General features: G+C 48.5%; 15 protein-coding genes. 3 read left to right on the top strand and 12 right to left on the bottom strand.

The genetic code is table 11. From position 1 onward, the window contains the following. Positions 1-90: 90 nt before the first annotated feature. From C7R94_RS07040 to C7R94_RS07025, 4 genes are all read right to left on the bottom strand, one after another. On the bottom strand, positions 91-975 hold the full coding sequence (locus tag C7R94_RS07040; protein ID WP_106779436.1) for an S-layer homology domain-containing protein: 885 nt from the start codon (positions 973-975) through the stop codon (positions 91-93). A gap of 36 nt (positions 976-1011) precedes the next feature. After that, positions 1012-1401 carry a thioredoxin family protein gene (locus tag C7R94_RS07035; protein ID WP_106779434.1) on the bottom strand — a complete coding sequence of 130 codons (390 nt, stop codon included), beginning with the start codon at positions 1399-1401 and terminating at the stop codon, positions 1012-1014. A gap of 183 nt (positions 1402-1584) precedes the next feature. Beyond that, positions 1585-2115: a YwgA family protein gene (locus tag C7R94_RS07030; protein ID WP_088909799.1), complete on the bottom strand. Its 531-nt coding sequence runs from the start codon at positions 2113-2115 to the stop codon at positions 1585-1587. Then, positions 2108-3403 carry an HD domain-containing protein gene (locus C7R94_RS07025; protein ID WP_047069872.1) on the bottom strand — a complete coding sequence of 432 codons (1296 nt, stop codon included), beginning with the start codon at positions 3401-3403 and terminating at the stop codon, positions 2108-2110. Before C7R94_RS07025 ends, C7R94_RS07030 begins: the two co-directional genes overlap by 8 nt. Positions 3404-3601: 198 nt before the next feature. On the opposite strand from C7R94_RS07025, the gene C7R94_RS07020 reads away from it, so the two are divergent. Then, on the top strand, positions 3602-4453 hold the full coding sequence (locus tag C7R94_RS07020) for a CPBP family intramembrane glutamic endopeptidase (RefSeq protein WP_106779432.1): 852 nt from the start codon (positions 3602-3604) through the stop codon (positions 4451-4453). 58 nt (positions 4454-4511) lie between these two features. Here the strand turns inward: C7R94_RS07020 and C7R94_RS07015 are convergent, their stop codons facing one another. The 7 genes from C7R94_RS07015 to C7R94_RS06985 all read right to left on the bottom strand — a co-directional run bounded on the left by C7R94_RS07015 (position 4512) and on the right by C7R94_RS06985 (position 13721). Continuing rightward, a complete protein-coding gene (locus C7R94_RS07015; protein ID WP_106779430.1) occupies positions 4512-7622 on the bottom strand; it encodes an efflux RND transporter permease subunit in 3111 nt (1036 codons plus the stop codon). Further along, positions 7619-8851, bottom strand: a complete 1233-nt coding sequence (locus C7R94_RS07010; RefSeq protein WP_106779427.1) for an efflux RND transporter periplasmic adaptor subunit — start codon at positions 8849-8851, stop codon at positions 7619-7621. Before C7R94_RS07010 ends, C7R94_RS07015 begins: the two co-directional genes overlap by 4 nt. A gap of 31 nt (positions 8852-8882) precedes the next feature. Further along, positions 8883-9509: a TetR/AcrR family transcriptional regulator gene (locus tag C7R94_RS07005; protein WP_106779425.1), complete on the bottom strand. Its 627-nt coding sequence runs from the start codon at positions 9507-9509 to the stop codon at positions 8883-8885. A 125-nt stretch (positions 9510-9634) separates the two neighbouring features. Then, complete coding sequence (locus tag C7R94_RS07000) at positions 9635-10363, bottom strand: bactofilin family protein (RefSeq protein WP_106779422.1); 729 nt, start codon at positions 10361-10363, stop codon at positions 9635-9637. Between the two features lie 14 nt (positions 10364-10377). After that, positions 10378-11001, bottom strand: a complete 624-nt coding sequence (locus C7R94_RS06995; RefSeq protein WP_106779420.1) for a YhbD family protein — start codon at positions 10999-11001, stop codon at positions 10378-10380. Between the two features lie 125 nt (positions 11002-11126). Continuing rightward, positions 11127-12059 carry an RluA family pseudouridine synthase gene (locus tag C7R94_RS06990; RefSeq protein ID WP_106779629.1) on the bottom strand — a complete coding sequence of 311 codons (933 nt, stop codon included), beginning with the start codon at positions 12057-12059 and terminating at the stop codon, positions 11127-11129. A gap of 549 nt (positions 12060-12608) precedes the next feature. Then, a complete protein-coding gene (locus C7R94_RS06985; protein ID WP_106779417.1) occupies positions 12609-13721 on the bottom strand; it encodes an aminopeptidase in 1113 nt (370 codons plus the stop codon). 567 nt (positions 13722-14288) lie between these two features. Here C7R94_RS06985 and C7R94_RS06980 point away from each other — a divergent pair. After that, positions 14289-15536 (top strand): MDR family MFS transporter, encoded by a 1248-nt coding sequence (locus tag C7R94_RS06980; RefSeq protein WP_106779415.1) that lies wholly within the window; start codon positions 14289-14291, stop codon positions 15534-15536. 79 nt (positions 15537-15615) lie between these two features. Continuing rightward, the gene (locus C7R94_RS06975) at positions 15616-16263 is read left to right on the top strand and encodes a hypothetical protein (RefSeq protein ID WP_106779412.1); all 648 of its coding nucleotides are present in this window, start codon (positions 15616-15618) and stop codon (positions 16261-16263) included. Between the two features lie 52 nt (positions 16264-16315). On the opposite strand, the gene C7R94_RS06970 is transcribed toward C7R94_RS06975, so the two are convergent. Then, positions 16316-19051 carry a DUF4855 domain-containing protein gene (locus tag C7R94_RS06970; protein WP_106779410.1) on the bottom strand — a complete coding sequence of 912 codons (2736 nt, stop codon included), beginning with the start codon at positions 19049-19051 and terminating at the stop codon, positions 16316-16318. Positions 19052-19065 lie beyond the last annotated feature (14 nt).

Raw genomic sequence — 19065 nt, 5'->3', positions numbered from 1 at the left:
ACTAAACAAAAGACAAAAGACAAGCACAGAAATAGTGAATTTTCTGTGCCTTGTTAGAAAGATCTGCATTCATTCCCCACCCTTTTTGCTTTATTGATGAAATTTTCGGGTGTTATTTATTTGCTCTAGATTAGGTAGTTTTGTATACCAGTATATTCCTGCATCAGTTGAGTCATTAGTGTTAATTACACTGAAAGTCAAAGAACTTATATTAGTTAATGGAAAGTTAAAAGATTCGTTGTTTAAGAATCCTTCTAACTCATCTTGTTTCGTAATAAACATTGCTTTAATCATAAAATCACTATCACCCTTAGGCACCTTCCCACTAATCTTCCCATTCACAACCTTCAAGCTCTTATGAAACTCATCCGCATACTTCGCCCCTTGCTCAAGCTGCCACTTATCCTTCCACAAATAACGCAAAATCTCGGCCGCTTCCCCTCTTGTCACAGGCAAATCCTCACGAAATTTAGGCTGACCACTAGGTGCTGGCTTCATCCATCCCCACGTGATAAGAGCCCCGGTATTGGTTAAATTCGGATTTTTCTCACCCCGAATCGGCTTCCATGCGGCATACACCAGCGCTGCCGTTTCTTCCTTCGTCATCAGTCTGTTCGGATCAATCTTGACCCCCGCCAATATCCCCGCCTTCTGCGCCTTCTCATAGCTCATCTTCGCCCAGTGCCCTTCCGGGAGCTGTGGTACTGGTGCTACCTCCATCAATCCACGAATGGCTACTAAACTCGCGATGAACTGCCCTTGCGTGATTTGACTATTCGGATAAAAGTTCCCCTTGCTATCCAGCCATAAGTATTTCTTCTGTACACCGAAATCAATGGCTGCCTTTGCTGTATGGGAAGCGTAATCCTTCGCTGGCGCAGCAGCTTGTACGGCAGGACTGTCCGCTTCTCCAGTAAACCCTGCCATTGCAAGGATAATTGCTAGTAGGTATGACATCATTGCACGCTTGTTCATGGAATGACCCCCTCTTTACCGGATATTTTACCTATATTATCCATTTTTAGAAAGAGTCTGATTTAGGTTCCTTTGCAAAAAGCTTCGCAACGTATTCTCGGGTACCGCCCCTTCCAGCTTGTCGACCACCTTACCTTGTTCGACGACAAAAACAGTGGGGGTTGCCTCTGCCCCGAGGCGCGACGCTTCTTCCAGCTCTTTCTGCTCATGGATATCCAGTCGTTGGATCATTTCCGGTGGATACTCCTTCACGACTCTCTCAAATATCGGGCCGAACTCCGTACAATACACGCAGCTATCACTATAGACGTACACCACTCTTACTTCATGTGCACTGGCTGTACCCCACGCACTTATACCAACGGCAAGCATAACAACACCGAGCGCGATCCACAGCCACCATTGCTTGCTTCTACTCACGTCCATCTCCCTTTCGCTAAGCAAAATGTTTCATACTTATGCACTTGTCAAAGAACGATGCCCGTATTATGCAGCCCAGAGCTGAGACAAAAAAAGCCAGCCCCATTGGACTGGCTGACATGCATAAAAAAAAGACGTACCACAACTCTTGCAAGTTCGTACGCCGTGCTTGTCCTTGTATGTTGTTCCTTATTGCATAAGTGAACTGTCGCCGTCTTCCTTCATCAGCGCACGCAGCTCTTCAATAAACGCCTGCCCTTTTTGAATCTCTTCCTCCGTGTAGCGCTGCTTGCTCTTAAACGTAAAGATTTTGCCCTTCATTTCCTCATAAGGCAGGTGGCTGAAATACAGAATCGTAGAAACCAGCTCGAGAAAACGGGAATTTTCCTCGTTCATGCGCAAAATTGCGCGTTCTCCACTACCGAAGTCAACCTCATGAAACTTGAGAAAATCATGACCGGTTTCGTTCAAAGAGTAACGATACATATGAATAGCACCTTTACTCTCCATTTGCTCATCCAGAAGTCCCATGTTGCACAGCTCATCTACTCTGAGCGTCAGTTCTTCCGAATATGGACCGTACATGTGAAACTCGTAGCGCTCATCGAAATCCATCTCCAGATGTTTTCCTATGTACACCATCTTTTGCAATTTTTTTCGCCCGCTCACTTCGCCGACTATCTCAATCAGGCGTATGATCTTGGCGTGACGATTAAGCATCCTCCATCACTCCCAGACGTTCTCGAATCTTACGGGAGAGATCCCCCGGCAAGTCCATGACTTTATCCAATGGAAAGTACAGCTTGTAATCAAAGCGCCGCTTTCCGCTAATGGCCTGTACAATTTCTGACTTCTGTGACAGCTCGACAAGTTCGCCTGAAGGCATTTGGAGCATAATCGGAATGCGCTCCTCTTCTTCTCCGGCACGGTAAAAATCATACGGAAGATCGGAGGTTGTGTCTACCTCCAAATAATACATCGGATCAATTCCGGCAGATTGAAATAGTTCTTTTAGTTCAGACAGCAAGCGGAAATCCCTCGGATTATATTCGACGTATTTAAAGAGATTCCTGTCCAAAAAACGGGCGCACAAATCTTTCAACACAGGGTCTTGCTCTCTGCGCCAGAGCTGCATATAGAAAAGAATAATGGACTCATCAAGCGCCAAATAGTCAGCGAGCTCTACCTTTTCCTGCAAGAAAGGCAAGAGCATAACAGGCTCCTGCATGAACGGATAGCCTTGGGAGAACAAGAGCTTCGCCCGTTGAAAAATTTTGCACAAGATTACTTCCGCACTTCGTGTCACGGGATGGAAATAGACCTGCCAGTACATTTGATAGCGAGACATGATGTAGTCTTCGACAGCATGCATCCCGCTGAATTTAAAGACAATGCCATCCTCCTGCGGCCGCATGACACGCAAGATACGCTCAATCTCGAAATTGCCGTAATTGACGCCCGTATAGTAGGCATCACGCAGCAGGTAATCCATCCGATCGGCATCCAGCTGGCTGGAGATGAGGCTTACGATCAGTTTATTGTCATATGTCTTATTAATCACTTCTGCCAATTTCTTCGGGAAGCTATCATCAAACCGACGAAGTATGCGGTTTATTTGCGTATCTCCAAGCAAAATAGCGCGCGTCCAATCCTCGTGGTGATACTTGAACACCTTTTCAAACGAATGGGAAAACGGACCGTGGCCCACATCGTGGAGCAAAGCCGCACATAGACACAGCAGCTTTTCCTCGTACGTCAACTGAATACGGCCTTCGAACGTCTCCAAAATTCTGCGCATCAGTTCGTACACGCCAAGCGAGTGGTTAAAGCGGCTATGCTCTCCACCGTGAAACGTAAAAAAGCTGGTGCCCAGTTGCTTGACTCTGCGCAAACGTTGGAATTCTGCCGAGTTGATCAAATCCCAAATGAATTTGTCCCGCACGTGGACGTAGCGGTGAACAGGGTCTTTGAATACCTTTTCTTCATGAAGAAGCTGGGGCTGTTGCATCCTGGACACTCCCTTCCTGTACTGCTTTCTATCTATTACTGACAGTGAATTTTGATTCTATCATATCATACGTCCGATACCATTTCTTGCTTAATCAAACTCTTACAAAAATCTGAAGAATGCCATTTCCATCTGGACCGAGTAAAAAGCATGTAGGATTATATAGAAAAAAATGGTTGGATTGAGAGGTTTTCGTAAGTGTGGACAAATACATTTCGCTACATGACCAAAAACCCGCTTTTACTCCTTTTATTGATGATGATGCTCTTTCTACCCCTGTTCGCCTCCTGGGGACAATTTCTCTCCTCAGGTTTTTTAGGACAAACTGTTTCCGTATCTCTGCTATTTTGGCCGAAAACCGATTGGAAGGTCGCAGTCCCGCTTCCTGGCTGGCTCATTTTTGCTGTTATCTCGCTGATTTACGCTTGCGGAATCTTATGGCTTGTACGAAAGAAAAAATTAGGACAAGCATTTCTGTTCATCCTTGTCGGTCTCTTATTGGCAAAAGCGGCTGGAGCCGCCTTTCAGGCGATTAGCGGATGGTATAGCACGCAGCCGATCGGTGCACAGTCACTCGCTGGCAAAGCGAATCTGCTTGTGTTTGCCACCTGGCATAATCCTTTGTGGGAGGAGCTCGTCTTTCGAGGCATTCCGTTTCTCTTGCTAACACTCATCTATCGAAGGAACACAGACCTGCCCGCTGGTGCGAGGTGGATGTATCTACTCATTCCTTCGATGATTTTCGCCTACTATCACGTACCTGGGCATGGTCTAGGAGCTCTTTTTGAGTCGTTTCTCATTGGTGTTTTGTGGGCATGGGCAGCACTTCGCTGGGGATTGTTAGCTCCGATCGTCCTGCACATTTATGCAGACGCGATGATCATCCCTTCTCTCCCCAAAATGAAAAACATGCCTTTGGAGGAGATTCCCTGGCTGGTCAACCAAAGCATGCTGCTACAGTCGATTTGGGCTTTATGTGTACTCGTTTTTCTCATACTGGTCCTTGCTCTTTTCATTATCGGCTGGCGAAAAGCAAGAAACGCTTACTAAAAAACAGCGACAAACTCCCGAAAGAAATGAATCGGAGAGTTTGCCGCTGTTGCATGCCTTATAATGTCTCTGCCTCAGGCCCATACAAATCCGGGCGCTTCGCGGCTTTTTTCGCCAGCTTTTTGATCTTGTGCTGCGTCAGAACCGTATAAAAGGACGGTACGACGATCAAGGTCAAAAGTGTCGAGAACGCCAAGCCGGAAATAATGGTGACCGCAAGCGGTTTGAACAAAACGTCACCCGAAATAGCTAGCGGCATCATACCTGCAATGGCTGTAAGCGAGGTCAATAGAATTGGTCGCAGTCGTGCCTCACACGCAGAAATAACCGCCTGCTTCAGCTCCATGCCTGTATGACGTGCCTCCTCGATGAACTCGATCAAAACGATCCCGTTACGCACCACGATACCCGCCAACGCAATAATCCCCATCATTGTCATAAAGCCAAGTGGTGTCTGGGTCACGAACAAGCCGATCAAGCTCCCCGATACAGCGAGGTAAATCGTACTGGTAACCAGTACAGGTATCGTCAAGGAATAGAATTGCATCGCGATCAAAATCAGGATCAGGAAAACGACAAGAATTGAGAGTTTCCCCATGTCGATAAAAATATCAGTCTGCTCGGAAGTCTCGCCGCCAATCTCATAGCGGTATCCTTCAGGCAAGGACATGCTATCGAGCATTGGCTTGATCTCTGCCATTACTTCTGTCGCCGTTCTCCCTTTCAGATCACTGGTAACTGTCACGCTCCGCGACAAATCGCGATGCGGGATCGTCTGTGTACTGAAAGTCGGTTTTACTTCCGCGAGCTGTGACAATGGAATCAGCTCTCCACGCGCATTGGCGATGCTGAGTCGTTGGAACAGCAATGCAGGGTCTTCCCCGCCTTTTTGCAAGAACAGCTTCATATCTATCAGGTCTGAGCCCGTATCAAACTCACTGACGGTAATGCCTTCGCTCACCAGACGCAATGTCGTGGACAAGTCGGTGTAGTTGACGAGCTTTTGCTCCATCAGCTCTTTATTGACGACAAATTCCAAGGTGTAGCGTTCTACCCCAAAATCGTCTTGGACATTGTACGTTCCCTCTAATCCGGCAACTTTTTCTTTTGCTTGTGCAGAAAGAGAGCGCAGCGTCTCAATATCCTCTCCATACAAACGAATCACAACTGGTTTTCCGACCGGGGGACCTGCCTCCAGCTGTTTCAGAAGGATACTCGCTTCCGGATACAGCTTTTTGAATTCCTCCGCCCATGGCTCCAGCAGGTTCTCGAGATGGGTCTCTTTTTCATTATAACGAACCACTAGCTGTCCGACGGTAATGCCGCTTCCGGCAGCTGTATCTCCACCGAACATTTTCGGTGCACTGCCTCCCGCGTATGCAGATACTGACTCGATGCCAGGCTGCTTCAACACCCAGTCTGCCGTCCCACGCACCACTCGGTCTGTTTCTTCCAGACTGTTGCCCACAGGGAGACGGATATCGATGAGAAACTGCGGGCGATCATCGTTCGGGAACAATTCCACCGGAGTGAGCGGTATCAATCCATATGCTGCCGTTCCAATCAACACGCCAATCATTCCTGCCAAAAGCGGACGCTTCAAAATTTTCGGCATGAACTTGCTCGCGTACCACTTGGTCAGCTGCAACAATTGTTTCCCCAACAGTCCAGCGGGCTTGCGATACCCTTCGACGCCGGCCTTTCTACGTTGCTCATACCATTGGCGAAAGATCGGGATGATCGTCAGCGACATGACCATCGACGCCAGCATCGTCATCGAAATAATGACGGGAACCGGACGAATGAACTGTCCGACGTTTCCACTAAGAAACATCAAAGGAGCAAACGACGCAATCGTAGCCAGCGTAGCGGTCGTGATCGAAATCGATACTTCCTTGGCACCATTAACCGCTGCAGCTATCGGTTTTTCCCCCAGGACAGACAGTCGACGCTCGATATTGTCATTGACCACCACGGCGTCATCGACCAAGATCCCGAGCACAATGATCAAGGAAACGATCGAGATCATGTTGAGAGAAATCCCGAGAGCTGGCAGGAACATAAGCCCCACAGCTAAGGAAATCGGGATCGCCATCGCTACTACCAACGATGTGATCAGGTTCAATCCGAGCGCACATACAACCAAAACTGCGATGATGGCAATCATCATTTCCCGGGTCAGGTCGCTAAAAAGCTCATCCACGCGTTCATTTTGACTGTAGATCGAGTGTCTCTCAGCCCCTGCCGGAAGTGTTTTATCCAGAGTCACCATCATCTCGTCTACGCGCTTCTGCAAGGACGGCACATCACTTCCCGTCTCTGCATTGACGCTGATCGTGATCGAAGGCTTTCCATTGAAATACGAGGTTGTTTTCACTGTCTCCGTCGTCATTTTGACCGATCCGATGTCCTTCAGATAGATCGGGAAGCCCTCTTTTGAACGAGAGATAATGACCTTGTTCAGTTCTTCGACATCTGTATTTTCCGCCAGCTTGAGCTGGTAGGTCCGTTTTTCTGTGGTCAGGTCGCCAAGCGGGATTTTTTCATTTTCCTTTTTGACAGCCATCATTACCTGACTCCACGTGATCCCGTACTGGCTCAGCTTTTGCGTATCAACCTCGATGTGGACTTCCTGCTCCGGTAGACCTTCCACCAGTACATCCGCTACGTTTGGAATGGTGCGCAGCTGTTCCTTCCACGATTTCAGCATGGTACGCATGCTGTACAATTCCTCACGCGTGTCAGCGGTGACCGCAAACGATTGGACAAACGTACGGTTCAAATCATCATTGATGATTGGTTGTTTCGCATCGGCTGGCAGATCAGCCTCTGCGTCCTTTACCTTCTTCCGCAATTCATCCCATTTTTGCTTCGGGTCTACGTCACTCTTTGCTTCCACCATGATAAAAGATACTCCGAGGGAAGATGAGGATGATATATAGTTAAGTCCCTGCAATTCATTGATTTTTTCTTCCAGCTTTTTCGTAACAGCCTGCTCGACCTTTTCCGGCGAAGCTCCTGGATATACCGTCGTGATCGTCGCCATGTTCACGATAATATCCGGCATCTCTTGCTTGGGCAGCTGAAAAAAGCTGAGGGAGCCTACAAGTACAATCATGCTGAAAAAAAGGAGCGTAATTTTGCGCTTTTGTACGATGTACTTGATCACGGTTGTGTACCTCCTGCCGCCTCGATTGGGTCACCGTCAAACAAACGGTCCACCCCTTTGACGATCAGTTGGTCTCCTTCCTTTAGTCCGCTCTTGATCTCGAGCTTGTCACTTACAATCTGCCCGATGGCTACGCTTGTTTTGACAGCCTTGCCGCCTGCATTGACGAAGACATGCGCGTCATCTTTTCCTCTGCTGATGACGGCTTCTACTGGTACGTAGACACCTTCCTGCCCCGTTACCGTTTTGGTCGCTTTCACCACCTGACCAGCAAACCAGTCACGAGCTTGGTTGGCGATTTGGACCTCTACGCCAATCGTTCCGGTATTTTGGTTCGTGGCAGGAAATATTTTTGCCACTTTGCCATCCCGTTTTTGTCCATACAGGTCTAAGGAGATCGTCTCGCCTACTTTCCATGCAGAAATCTCACGGTCAGGAACGGGCAATACGACTTTTAATGTGTCGATGTTGCCGACTTGATAAACAGGGGTACCTGAACCGACCAAATTGCCCGCAGACGAGAGCTTGGCGATGATCGTCCCGTTAATCGGTGAACGAAGCTGCGTTTTGGCAAGTGTATTGGCTGCCACTTCTTTGGCGATAACCGTCTGATTGTATACAGCCTGCGTTAACTGTTTGTCTTCCACACGAGCCCCTTGCGTAACCAGTGAATAAGACTGCTGTGCATTTTGCAAATCCTTTTGTGCAATCGTCAGTCCATTTTGTGCACTTTCATACTCGCTTTTGGAAATGGCGTTTTGCTGGTAGAGCTTTTCAATCCGATTGAAATCATCCTGCATCTTTTGTAGTCCTACTGTTGCCTTCTCCACAAGCAAACGCGCCTGCGTCACTTCTTGCTCTCTCGCGCCATTGTTTACCTTGCTAAGATTTGCCGCACTCTGCTGCACGGCAGCGCTGGAAGAAGCAACCTGGAGCGAGTAATCTGTTGCGTTCACACGGGCAAGCACATCTCCCGCTTTGACCGTGTCTCCTTCTTTTCGGTTCATCTCCACAATACGACCGCCTACTTCAAAAGAGACGAGTGCTTCCTCCAAAGGAGCCAGCGTACCAGACAACTCTGTAACGGTAACAGCCTGCTCCTTCTTCACTGGTGCAACAACGACATGCTTCACTTCCTTCTGGGGTGCCGAAGCAGGCTGTTGTTCGCTGCAAGCCGTTGTTGCCAATAGTCCGATCATCATTACAGGTACAAGCCATCTTCTCTTCATGACTTCCTCCGCCCCTATGTAGCTATGCTGTTTATTTGAGTCCTCTGATGCCTTGTAGCAAGATTTCAGAAGCATTTTCAAAAAGCTCTTCTTCTACCATTTCGAGATCGAGATTGACCCGATACTTCGCCATAAAGGCGTAGAAGAAAGTGGAGACGAACATAAGAGCTGCCGTGAACGGGTCCGCCTTTGGCAAATGCCCTTGTTCCTGAAACGCTAGGAGCTTATTGGACAATACCTTGACTGCGGTCATTGGCAGGCTGCTGAACATCTGCACGACTTCCGGGTGGTTATCCGCTTCAATCATGCAGATCATGAAAATTTCTTTGCGCTCGACCAATAAGCCGTAATACGTACGTGCGTAGCTGACCAGCATTCCCTTGAGATCAGCAAACTCGCCTTGCAACCCTTGCTCCAGCTGCTCCCGGACATCCATGATTTCTTTCAGGAGCTCTGTCAAGATGCCTACCTTGTTCTTGAAGTGACGAAATACCGTCACCTCATTAACCCCTGCAAGCTCAGAAATCTTGCGTGTAGTCGCTCCCTTGTATCCCTTCTGTGCCATTAGCTGACGTGCGGCCAATAAAATTCGCTCACGGGTTTCCTGTTCCTCTTCGCCTCTCCCCCCCAGCTTCTGTTCTATATCTGGGTGATCCATAACGCACCTCCGTACCAAGCAAGTAATTACTTGCATTTATTTTTTTCCAAACTCATTATATAAAGAGACTGCATGCATGTAAATACTTGCATGCAGTTTGGAATGTTCATTTTTCCTTGTCAGCCTTATCGTTGTGTCAGCGTCTTAATCTGTGAGCTCGGGTCCTGCTTGCATTCTGTGCTGTATTCGACCAGGTCAATTTCGCAGTCTGGCCCAATCTCGATCTTGTTGCCGCGAACGACCTTGGCCTTTGTGTTTTCCAGATAGATCTCGTCACCTTCAATCGTCTCTACGGACAAGGTATTGTTGAGAAAATGCTTCAACAGCTTGCCCAAAGTGCTATACCCAGTTCGGCGCACCTCGATATGCTCTCCGCCCATTTCTTTTGCCTCGCAGCTACCATGCAGAATTACCTCAATTCGCCCTGCATTCAGAAGCCCCCCGATATTAAACGCACCGTTTGCCCGGAACACTTCGGCTTCACAATCCCCTGCTGTTTTCAATGATCCGTGAATCTTTACATCCTCTCCTGCCATATTGCCCTGTACTTTGACATTGCCACCGACTTTTAGACTCGTAAAATTCAAATCATCCGCAACATCAAGCTGACCGTATACAGATAACTTATCCATTTTCACTTTGCCTTTAATCGACGCGTTGCCTTCTACTCTTGCCGAAGAACCAATGAGATCTCCCGTGATACTGACATGTCCCGCACAATGAAGCGACTCGCACTCTACGTCGCCATTAATCTTGCCGTAACCTTGCACATCTACTTTGTTGTACACGCCACCCGTAGCATTCACTGCCCCATGAAAGATCAAATCTAGCTTGTTCTTATTCTCGTTCTGCATGGTATGGTCTCCCCCTACAAATATTTTCCTTTTAATTCCTCGATGCAATTGGCTAGATCGAGCCGCTTCACTACCTTTACACCGCTATCAAAATACATTTCCGTAGAGCCAGACACCAACACGAACGTGGAAATCCCCATCTTGCGCATAAAGATCAGCTCACAAGGCTTCCCTTCGAATTTGGGATAGTGGCTAGCCAGTACCTGCAGCAATCCGCCGCCTTCATCTACACTCAAGTCTCCTGCGGCCAAAAGCTTTTCTAACACATAGGCGTATAATGCCTGCTGGAAGGTAAAGGTCCGTAAGCTCCCGAGAAAAACGTTAAACACTTCTAAAGAAGTAGTCGAAACAATGTTTCGTGCCAATAATTCATCTGCGGTCAACGAAATTTCACTCATACTTGGCGAAAACATGTCCGCCAGTTCATCCAGCGATAAGTCGTCTTTCATGTTCAGGATTTTGTCGATACGAGCCAAAATCTGTTCCCGCGGGAAAAAGGTTTCTTGCCCTGTAAAAGTTGCTCGGCGAATGAACCACTCCTCCGGAATCAAGTTCTTTCGTTTCCATCGGTACAATTGTCCGTACGAAATGCCAGTAAGCTCCAGCAGGTCCTTCTTCGAGATTACATTTGTTTCCAAGTGAAGCACCTCCAAAAACAATGTAACATAACACTGTTACGTTATTCAACTACAGATTGTTTGACACTCGGAGAACTTTTGCACATAAAAAAGGACTTCTGTCATAGAAGTCCTTCTGTCCGTTCTTATGAAAACTCTGCTTGCATCAAGCGTTTCATATCTAATGGTATCGGTGCCTCGACCACAATCTCTTTTTCGAGAAGCGGATGTAAAAAGGATAATTTCGAAGCATGCAGAGCCTGTCGGCGTAACAAACCTCTCGCTCCCCCGTACATCGTATCGCCAGCAAGCGGGTGTCCAAGGTGGGCAAAGTGAACGCGAATTTGATGGGTACGACCCGTTTCCAGCCAGACACGAGCGAGCGTCATTCCCTCAGAAGTCTGTTCTACCTCGTAGTGCGTGATGGCAGGATCGCCACTCTCCACGACACGGCGCTTCGTAGGATGACGCGCATCTCGGCCGATTGGCGCATCAATCGTTCCAGCTCCCTCTGATAGCACCCCACTGGCAACCGCAAGATACTCGCGGTGAATGCCCCCTTCGCGCAGCAGCCTGTCAGCCAATTGATGACCATAGCTGCTCTTGGCTACGAGAATAGCTCCTGATGTATCTTTATCCAACCGATGCACAGGATGTACGCTCGTCTGCTCACCACGTGCCGCCAGTACGGCAGCGAGTGCATGTACCAATGTGTCAGTCTCCTGTTTAATCGGGTGCACCATCATGCCTGCCGGTTTGTTTGCAATCAAAAGATGATCGTCTTCGTACAAAATTTCGATAGAGGGCATAGGTGTGATCGGTCCCTCAGGCTTCGTAGCGTGCTGGGGCTGCCTAGGCGCTTGCTCTTGTCTCTCGATGACACGAACAGCGATTGTATCCCCTGCCTTTACTTGTCTTTGCAGGAAGGGCTGCTTGCGATTGAGCAAAATCCCTTTACTTCTCGTCAGCCGCTGCATCATACGACCCGACACGTTAAGCTTTTGCCGGACGATTTGTTCCACGTTCATTCCCGTGTCTTGTTCACTGACGATGTATTCGATCCAATCTTTGCGGCTCACGTCTAATCCCTCTGTTCCATGCTTTTTTCTTATTGTAGCAAAAGGATGCCAGAGATGCTCGTCTGTACTGCTCAAAGACGGTTGTCCTCCAACTGTTGTGGTCGGGGGAAGCCCTGCCACATGTCTTCCAGTCGCCTGTATCCTCTCTTCGTTCGGGCGGTCTCCTTCCAGACATGTGACAGTGCTTGTACAGCTTGTGATTACTTCTTGCTTTTAGAGCGTTTTGTTTGTTACTCAGAGGAGTTCTAGTATTTCATGTAGGTAACCAAAAACAACGTAGGAAGAAGCGTATTTCCAGTCCAAGCGCCTCTGGAGCCCAACTCAGCGTAGGAAAAAATGACGGGGGTTTTCAGCTTCACTCATGGAAATTCTTCCTCGAAACTTCAACATTTGAAGCGCTCCCGCCATTTATTTCGGAGCGAACAGTCAATCCCCCTTGCGGGGCGTAGGCCGAAGCGTAGACTGGAAATGCGCTTCTTCCCTCACCGATAGCTACGTTAAAAAACAAAAAAGCCACCATGCTAAGCATGATGGCCCTGTTGTACCGACTTACCCTTTTAAATTTTCTGGATTGAGTCCTTGCAGCTCTGGCAAAACGAACAAACCGTCTTTGCGAATCAGCACATCATCAAACCAGATTTCTCCCCCGCCGTACTCGGGACGCTGGATGTTTACCATATCCCAGTGAATTTGGCTGCGGTTGCCGTTATCTGCGGTGTCGTATGCACGACCTGGTGTGAAGTGGAAGCTGCCGGCAATTTTCTCATCGAACAAGATATCATTCATTGGATGCAGGATGTACGGATGTACGCCAATCGCAAATTCCCCAATATAGCGCGCACCTTCGTCCGTATCGAAAATTTGGTTGAGTCTTTCAGTGTTGTTAGAAGTCGCCTCGACGATTTTTCCGTCTACAAACTTCAGACATACATTTTCGAATTTCGTGCCCATGTAGCTTGTTGCGGTGTTGTACGTAATGGTTCCATTCACGGAGTCGCGCACAGGTGCTGTAAAAATCTCACCGTCTGGAATATTGCGCAGCCCGGAGCAGATGACACTCGGAATATCCTTGATCGAGAATTGAAGATCCGTTCCCGGTCCAACCAGACGCACCTTGTCCGTGCGATCCATCAATTGCTGCAAAGGCAAAAAGGCTTCGTGCATCTTTTTATAGTCAACGGAGCATACGTCAAAATAAAAATCTTCAAAAGCGACGGTAGACATGTTGGCATTTTGCGCCAAAGCCGTGGTCGGGTAGTTGAGCAGTGTCCAGCGTACATTGTTGGTTAGGTAATCATGCAATTCTTGCATCGCACTTTGATGCGCACGACGACGCTCTACCGGAACATCGGCCATCTCACTGTCGTTGGATGGACCATTGATGACGATATATGTATCCAAATCTTTGTACATTGGCTCTTCCCATTTCGCCAAATGAGTCGCACGCTCTGCACTTGCACCGAGCATCAGCTCACGTTGGATAGACGGGTCAATAATCCGTACGAACGGATAAGCTCCCAAGTCGTACGCCTGCCTAACCAATTCCTTCGCCAAATCGTGACCCTCGCCACGAACTTCAATCAGCAAGCTTTCTTTTTCCTTCAGGCGTACAGAATGGCTCAGCAAATTTGTAGCCAGCTTGACGATGCGTGCATCCCGCATGCGATATCCCCCACATTCCTAGCATGATTTGGTTGTTGTAAAAAATATTTTACCGAATGAAAGCCCCTTTTTCAATTATCGATGTTCTTGGTACTATTCGAAAAAAACTAAAAAATTATCTTGCATAAATTCGACTCTTTCGAGTATTCTAATCAACAAGAGTTTACCTATGTAAAAAATTTGAAAGACGGGAGTGCTGAGTTCATGGTGTTTTCTGTAGTTATCTTCGCTTAGGTGGGGCCTCTCTTAAGGGGCACTGCCTCTTACAACCCTATCAAAAGCTAGAAGCTGCAGGATGCCTGAACCGCTTCCGTCTTTTTCCCGATATGAATTGCGGGCCATGTTCTCGGGTGAACAGTCGGTTTACTGTACCTAAAACCATAGGTAGGTAACCGTCTCTCTTTTGTACTCCGTTGAACTGGTTATTTCCCGCCACCCTTGTATCGTTTGATAAAGCGCAAGCGGAAGAGCAGTGTCTCTACCCCGTTTGTGCTTTTTTACGTGGAATTTTTCCAAGAAGAGAATCGAGGTCAGGCACCTGCCGAAATGAATGGAGGAATTCGTGTCATGATTTGGCGTTCGTGGGATCTTAATTTGAAGGTACGTCTCTTTGGAGAATTGATTACACACACCTTCTTTTGGATGTACTTTCCGTTTATGGCGATTTACTTTAGCGATACGTTCGGGAAGGATGTAGCGGGTCTTCTGTTGATGGTGCCGCCGCTGCTCGGGATGCTGTCCAATCTGTTTGGCGGATATCTGGCTGACCGGGTAGGGCGCAGATTCACCATGCTGCTCTCGCTCTGTACATCGACGGTGATGTTCGCGCTGTTTGCGTTCTCTCCGTCTCCTTGGATCGACTATATTGCCTTCATCGGGATCGGGATCGCCGGGGCTCTCTACTGGCCTGCCAGCTCCGCCATGGTGGCTGATTTGACCACAGAAGAAGATCGCAGAATTGTCTTTGCCACCTTTTACACAGCAATGAACATCGGGGTGGTAGCGGGTCCCGTATTGGGTTCTGTCTTTTTTGTTCATTATCGCCCGCAGCTGTTGATGTTCTGTACCATCGTTGAGTTGCTTTTTGCGATTACCGTCTTTTTTCTGATCAAAGAAACGCTGCCTAAACACGTTCGTCAGGAGAAGGCAAAGGAGCGTTTTTCCCTGATTCAGCAATTCAACAGTTACGCCATTATTTTCCGAGACAAAGCATTTGCCCTGTACATTGGGGCAGGGATTTTGATCGCTATTGGGTTCATGCAGTTGGATATTTACATGGCGTTGTATGTCAAAGAGCATGTTATGCAGCAACCATTATTCTCGTGGGGCAATTGGACTTATTCTATTGGGGGAACCAGCGCATTTGGCTGGCTCATGGCCTTAAATGGTTTTTTGGTGGTTCTGTTTACACTGCCAGTCACACGCTGGTTCGAAAACTGGAGTGATCGCAACAGCCTCCTCATCTCCTCCATCCTATTCGGTGTCGGTCTATTCTTGATGGCCTTTACGACGAATATTTGGCTCCTGTTCGGCTGTATGGCGATTTTGACATTCGGCGAGCTGATGCGCACACCAGTGGCCCAGAGCTTCATCAGTAAATACTCGCCGGAGGACGCACGCGGTCAGTACATGGGAGCTTCTTCACTCCAGTTCTCGATTGGTCGCTTCATCGCTCCCCTGACGATCGGTCTATCCCAATGGCTCGCTCCTGTTGGCGTATTCGGTGTCATCCTGGGCTTAACCTTAGTCAGTGCTTATCTGTATATCATTTTGTTCCGCATGATCGGTGCCAAAGAAGCTAGCAAAAGTAGCTAGAGTAGAGCATGTCCGTTCTACCAAATCCCTTCCTCTCATATAAATGGGTCATAGATAGCTTGACCAGGAGGGGATCGTCATGAACCAGCCGAATGCCTTTGCTACCTTTAAAGAACACAGAGGAGTCGTCTACCGGGCTTCTACCTATCTTCAATGGGGACCGAATTCAGAGGGTCATCATTCTCTAGGGAGCTGTCTTTTACTGAATCCTGGCAGCGCAAAGCTCTTTCGTGAAAGACCTGCATCCCACCACAGTGTTATGGGTCAAACCACGATAGATCCCACGATGCGGCAATTGATCCGGCTAGTAGAGAAGATTCATGGAAAGCGGCCATTGGCAGGGAGATTTTATATTTACAACCTTTTTTCCGTACAAAACACCGCTGCCGTAAGTGCCATCTCTCATTTTGAGCAATTGATTAAAGAGAAAGAGACGACGCTTGAGGCTCAGCTCGTATCTACGAAGGAACTGCAAAAGCATCCGTGGCTCCTGCTCGGTTGGGGGCTTTCCCACCACCATTCGTGGCAGCATTTTTCTTCGCTCAAGAAACTGTGGAAACAACGGATCGCAGCAGCAGGAATACCGACTTTTGGCAAGCCCTGCCCCAAAGGAATCGATTACTACCATCCAAGTCCCCCTCTATATGCGACGAAAGAAATGATCGTGGAGGAACTGGTGGAGATCTATAGAAAAACGATTGGGCGAGAGTCTGCCTATCCGCATTAGAAAAAAAGAGTCTGTCTCCCCTCAAAGCGGGAAACAGACTCTTTTCCATTCACTACGGCATCTCGCTGCCCTCGAAAAATTCTGTTCTGTCAAAACGACCGCGCATCCATTTGTACGTGTCATCATAGATGGCGCGTTTGACAGGGTCCGTGCTCTTGACAGACTCTAGCAATGTCTTGGAGCCGAAGTAGTAAGCGTGTACGTTGTTTTTATCCATCCCCAGCTTGTGGGTGGCAACTAGCTGATTGTAATAGGTCTGATAGAACTTCGGATCGTTGTACATCTTCCAGTCGCCTTCGATCTCGATGTCCATGTTGTACTTGTTGACGACCTCCAGTACCCCTTGAATACGGTCAATTCCTACCGGCTTGTCGCTGTAATAGCTCGGCTGCAGGAAAGCCTTATCGAAATAAAGGGATTTCCACTCAGACACTCCCGGTGAACCGAAATACGGAATCCAATAGTAGCGCAACGCCTCGTCATGCACCATGCTTCCCATGTCGCGAATCAGCTGGCGCTCTTTCGGCGCGCTATCCTCCACCAGCTCATGGAACCAATAGATTCCTTCCAGCTTCAGATAGGCGTACCCTTCCTTGTTCCAGCGCTTCATGAGCTCCTGGAAGTACCATTCCAACGCAGCTTTGCGGTTCTGATACGCTTGCTCTTCCCCGATTCCCGCAGGGTTGAAGGAGAGGGATGGTTTTTTTTCATCCAGCTGACCAAAATTGGTCTGACTAGCATTCGGATATGGCAGAGCCAACACGACATTTTCCTGCGTTGGTGTTGAATACAGCGTTCCGCGCAGGCGATTGTACTCCCGCATTGCCTGGTTGAGAGCGTCGAGCTGCTTGTTCGAGCCGAACAAATCATTCATGTATTTTGTCCAGCTTTCCTTCGTAGCAGGAATGGTCTGATACGGCAGGAACAGAATCGTGTCAAACATCTGGTCACGCATATAACCATCTACAGTGCGGTAGCCAACCATCGGGAGGAAATCCTCTTTGGTCCATGTCCCGAGTTCGCCATGCTCTCCGGTATAAGCGAGCAGCATATTTTCCACACGACGTCCTGCTTGTTTGGCTTCTTCCAGCTTCGCCGGGTTTGGTGGCGGCAGCAAAACAGCGCCATTGTTCCACTCGCTATCGGATTTCGCCCATACCTCCAGCTGACGAGCGAACGTAAATACTTTCACCGGGAAGGATACCCGGACATAGCGGGTGTTGACGTCCGGCAAGGTCACGCTCAATGTGCGCGTTACGAGCTTGTCCTCTTTGGCCGAAACATCGTGAACGGCTCTTCCCGCATACGACCACACTTTTCCGTCGCGAGATACCTCGACTTCCATGTATTCTGGCATCGTGATGCCCGAGGTCTTCTGCTGCTTAAACGTCAGCGCAACTCTCTCCAATGGTTTCGCCTCGTCGAGCTCAACGGTCACCTTGCGCCCAAACTGACGATGGTATCCCGTCCAGTCTTCTGTTGGCGTAACAAGTCCACCTACAGGACCCGGATACTGCTTCTCCAGCTCTTGGAAATACGAGTCTGGCGCTCCAAAAGTAGTCACTGATGTATAACTGCCGGGCCCGATATTGACCAGTTCTTCCTTCTTTGCTGGCTCCTTCGCTTCTTCCTTTGGATTAGCAGGCTTCGTTGCATCCGTTTCTGTTGTTCCTTTGTCTGCGTCTGGCTTTTCTCCCTCTACTGGCGCCTTGCTTTCATCGACTTTCGTTGCCGAGTCAGTAGAGGAAGTCACCGGTGCAGTCTTTGATGTGTCCTCTGCCTTTTCGCCAGCTGGCTTACCAGCATCCTTGATCTCAACCGGAATTGTTGTCGTTTGGTAGCCGACTGTCACCGTGAGATTTCCTTTTCCTGCTGTAGGACCAGCAACAAAGGTTCCGTCAGCCAAAATGGTTCCCAGCTCAGGACGATCAAAAGCGAAAATAGGTGTAAATGGCAGCTCATCTCCGCTAATACTGCTTACCTTCAAGCGTTGGCTCGTGCCAGCAGCCAAACTCAGCCGCTCTACATCTACCTTGTATTTCACCTGCTCTGCTTGCTGGTAGCGTGCATCCAAGACACGCTCAGCGATCACAGCTGCCTCCGCACGCGTGACGGTTCCTGTCGGATTAAACTTGCCGCCTGCACCTTGCATCCAACGCTGATTCGTCACTTCTTCCACAGCTGTTTTGGCGTAGTCTGCGATTTCCTCTTCATCGCTGTAAGTAACAGGAGTCTGACCTGCCACTTTTATCACAGATCCCTCTTTCATCAAGCGAGACAGCATGACAGCTAGCTCTTGTCGTGTAAGCGGGTCTAGAGCACCCATGGTGTGCTCACTTCTGCCGTTCATCACACCCACCTCAGTGAGCCCATAAACGTACGGTGCATAAGGACTTTCCAATGGTACATCCTCAAAAGCGGCATCCTCGATTTCTGTTGGTTGGAGACCGATTACTTTTGTCAAAAGCACCGCAATATCCTGTCGAGAAATCGTGTTTTGCGGGTTGAAGCGGTTTTCTCCCTGACCACTGATCATATGAAGGGCTGCAAGTCTGTTTACGGCTTTACTAGCGTAGCTGTTGCCCAAATCCGCAAACCCCGTATGCGCTTCTTCTTGTTTTTTGAACTGATCTTCCAGCTTTTTAGTCTCTTCTGCTGGCTTCCCACTCTCCACCGCCGGTTTCTCTGGCTCTGTCGCAGCATGAGTCAGCGGTGTGCTTTGGACCAGTAATGTAGTCGCTGCCAATAGCGCAGCCAGCATTCTGCTCCCGAATTGTTTCTTGCTCATTGCATTTTCTCCTC

The organism is Brevibacillus sp. NRRL NRS-603, from assembly GCF_003013445.1.
Classification (GTDB): domain Bacteria; phylum Bacillota; class Bacilli; order Brevibacillales; family Brevibacillaceae; genus Brevibacillus; species Brevibacillus formosus.
This window is presented reverse-complemented; position numbering and strand designations above follow the sequence as displayed.

What these genes read in the sequence shown, in the direction of transcription:
- C7R94_RS07010 (WP_106779427.1), bottom strand. Translation starts at nt 8,851, where the DNA reads ATGAAGAGAAGATGGCTTGTACCTGTAATGATGATCGGACTATTGGCA.
- C7R94_RS06980 (WP_106779415.1), top strand. Translation starts at nt 14,289, where the DNA reads ATGATTTGGCGTTCGTGGGATCTTAATTTGAAGGTACGTCTCTTTGGA.
- C7R94_RS07030 (WP_088909799.1), bottom strand. Translation starts at nt 2,115, where the DNA reads ATGCTTAATCGTCACGCCAAGATCATACGCCTGATTGAGATAGTCGGC.
- C7R94_RS07000 (WP_106779422.1), bottom strand. Translation starts at nt 10,363, where the DNA reads ATGCAGAACGAGAATAAGAACAAGCTAGATTTGATCTTTCATGGGGCA.
- C7R94_RS06975 (WP_106779412.1), top strand. Translation starts at nt 15,616, where the DNA reads ATGAACCAGCCGAATGCCTTTGCTACCTTTAAAGAACACAGAGGAGTC.
- C7R94_RS07025 (WP_047069872.1), bottom strand. Translation starts at nt 3,403, where the DNA reads ATGCAACAGCCCCAGCTTCTTCATGAAGAAAAGGTATTCAAAGACCCT.
- C7R94_RS06970 (WP_106779410.1), bottom strand. Translation starts at nt 19,051, where the DNA reads ATGAGCAAGAAACAATTCGGGAGCAGAATGCTGGCTGCGCTATTGGCA.
- C7R94_RS07035 (WP_106779434.1), bottom strand. Translation starts at nt 1,401, where the DNA reads ATGGACGTGAGTAGAAGCAAGCAATGGTGGCTGTGGATCGCGCTCGGT.
- C7R94_RS06985 (WP_106779417.1), bottom strand. Translation starts at nt 13,721, where the DNA reads ATGCGGGATGCACGCATCGTCAAGCTGGCTACAAATTTGCTGAGCCAT.
- C7R94_RS07005 (WP_106779425.1), bottom strand. Translation starts at nt 9,509, where the DNA reads ATGGATCACCCAGATATAGAACAGAAGCTGGGGGGGAGAGGCGAAGAG.
- C7R94_RS07040 (WP_106779436.1), bottom strand. Translation starts at nt 975, where the DNA reads ATGAACAAGCGTGCAATGATGTCATACCTACTAGCAATTATCCTTGCA.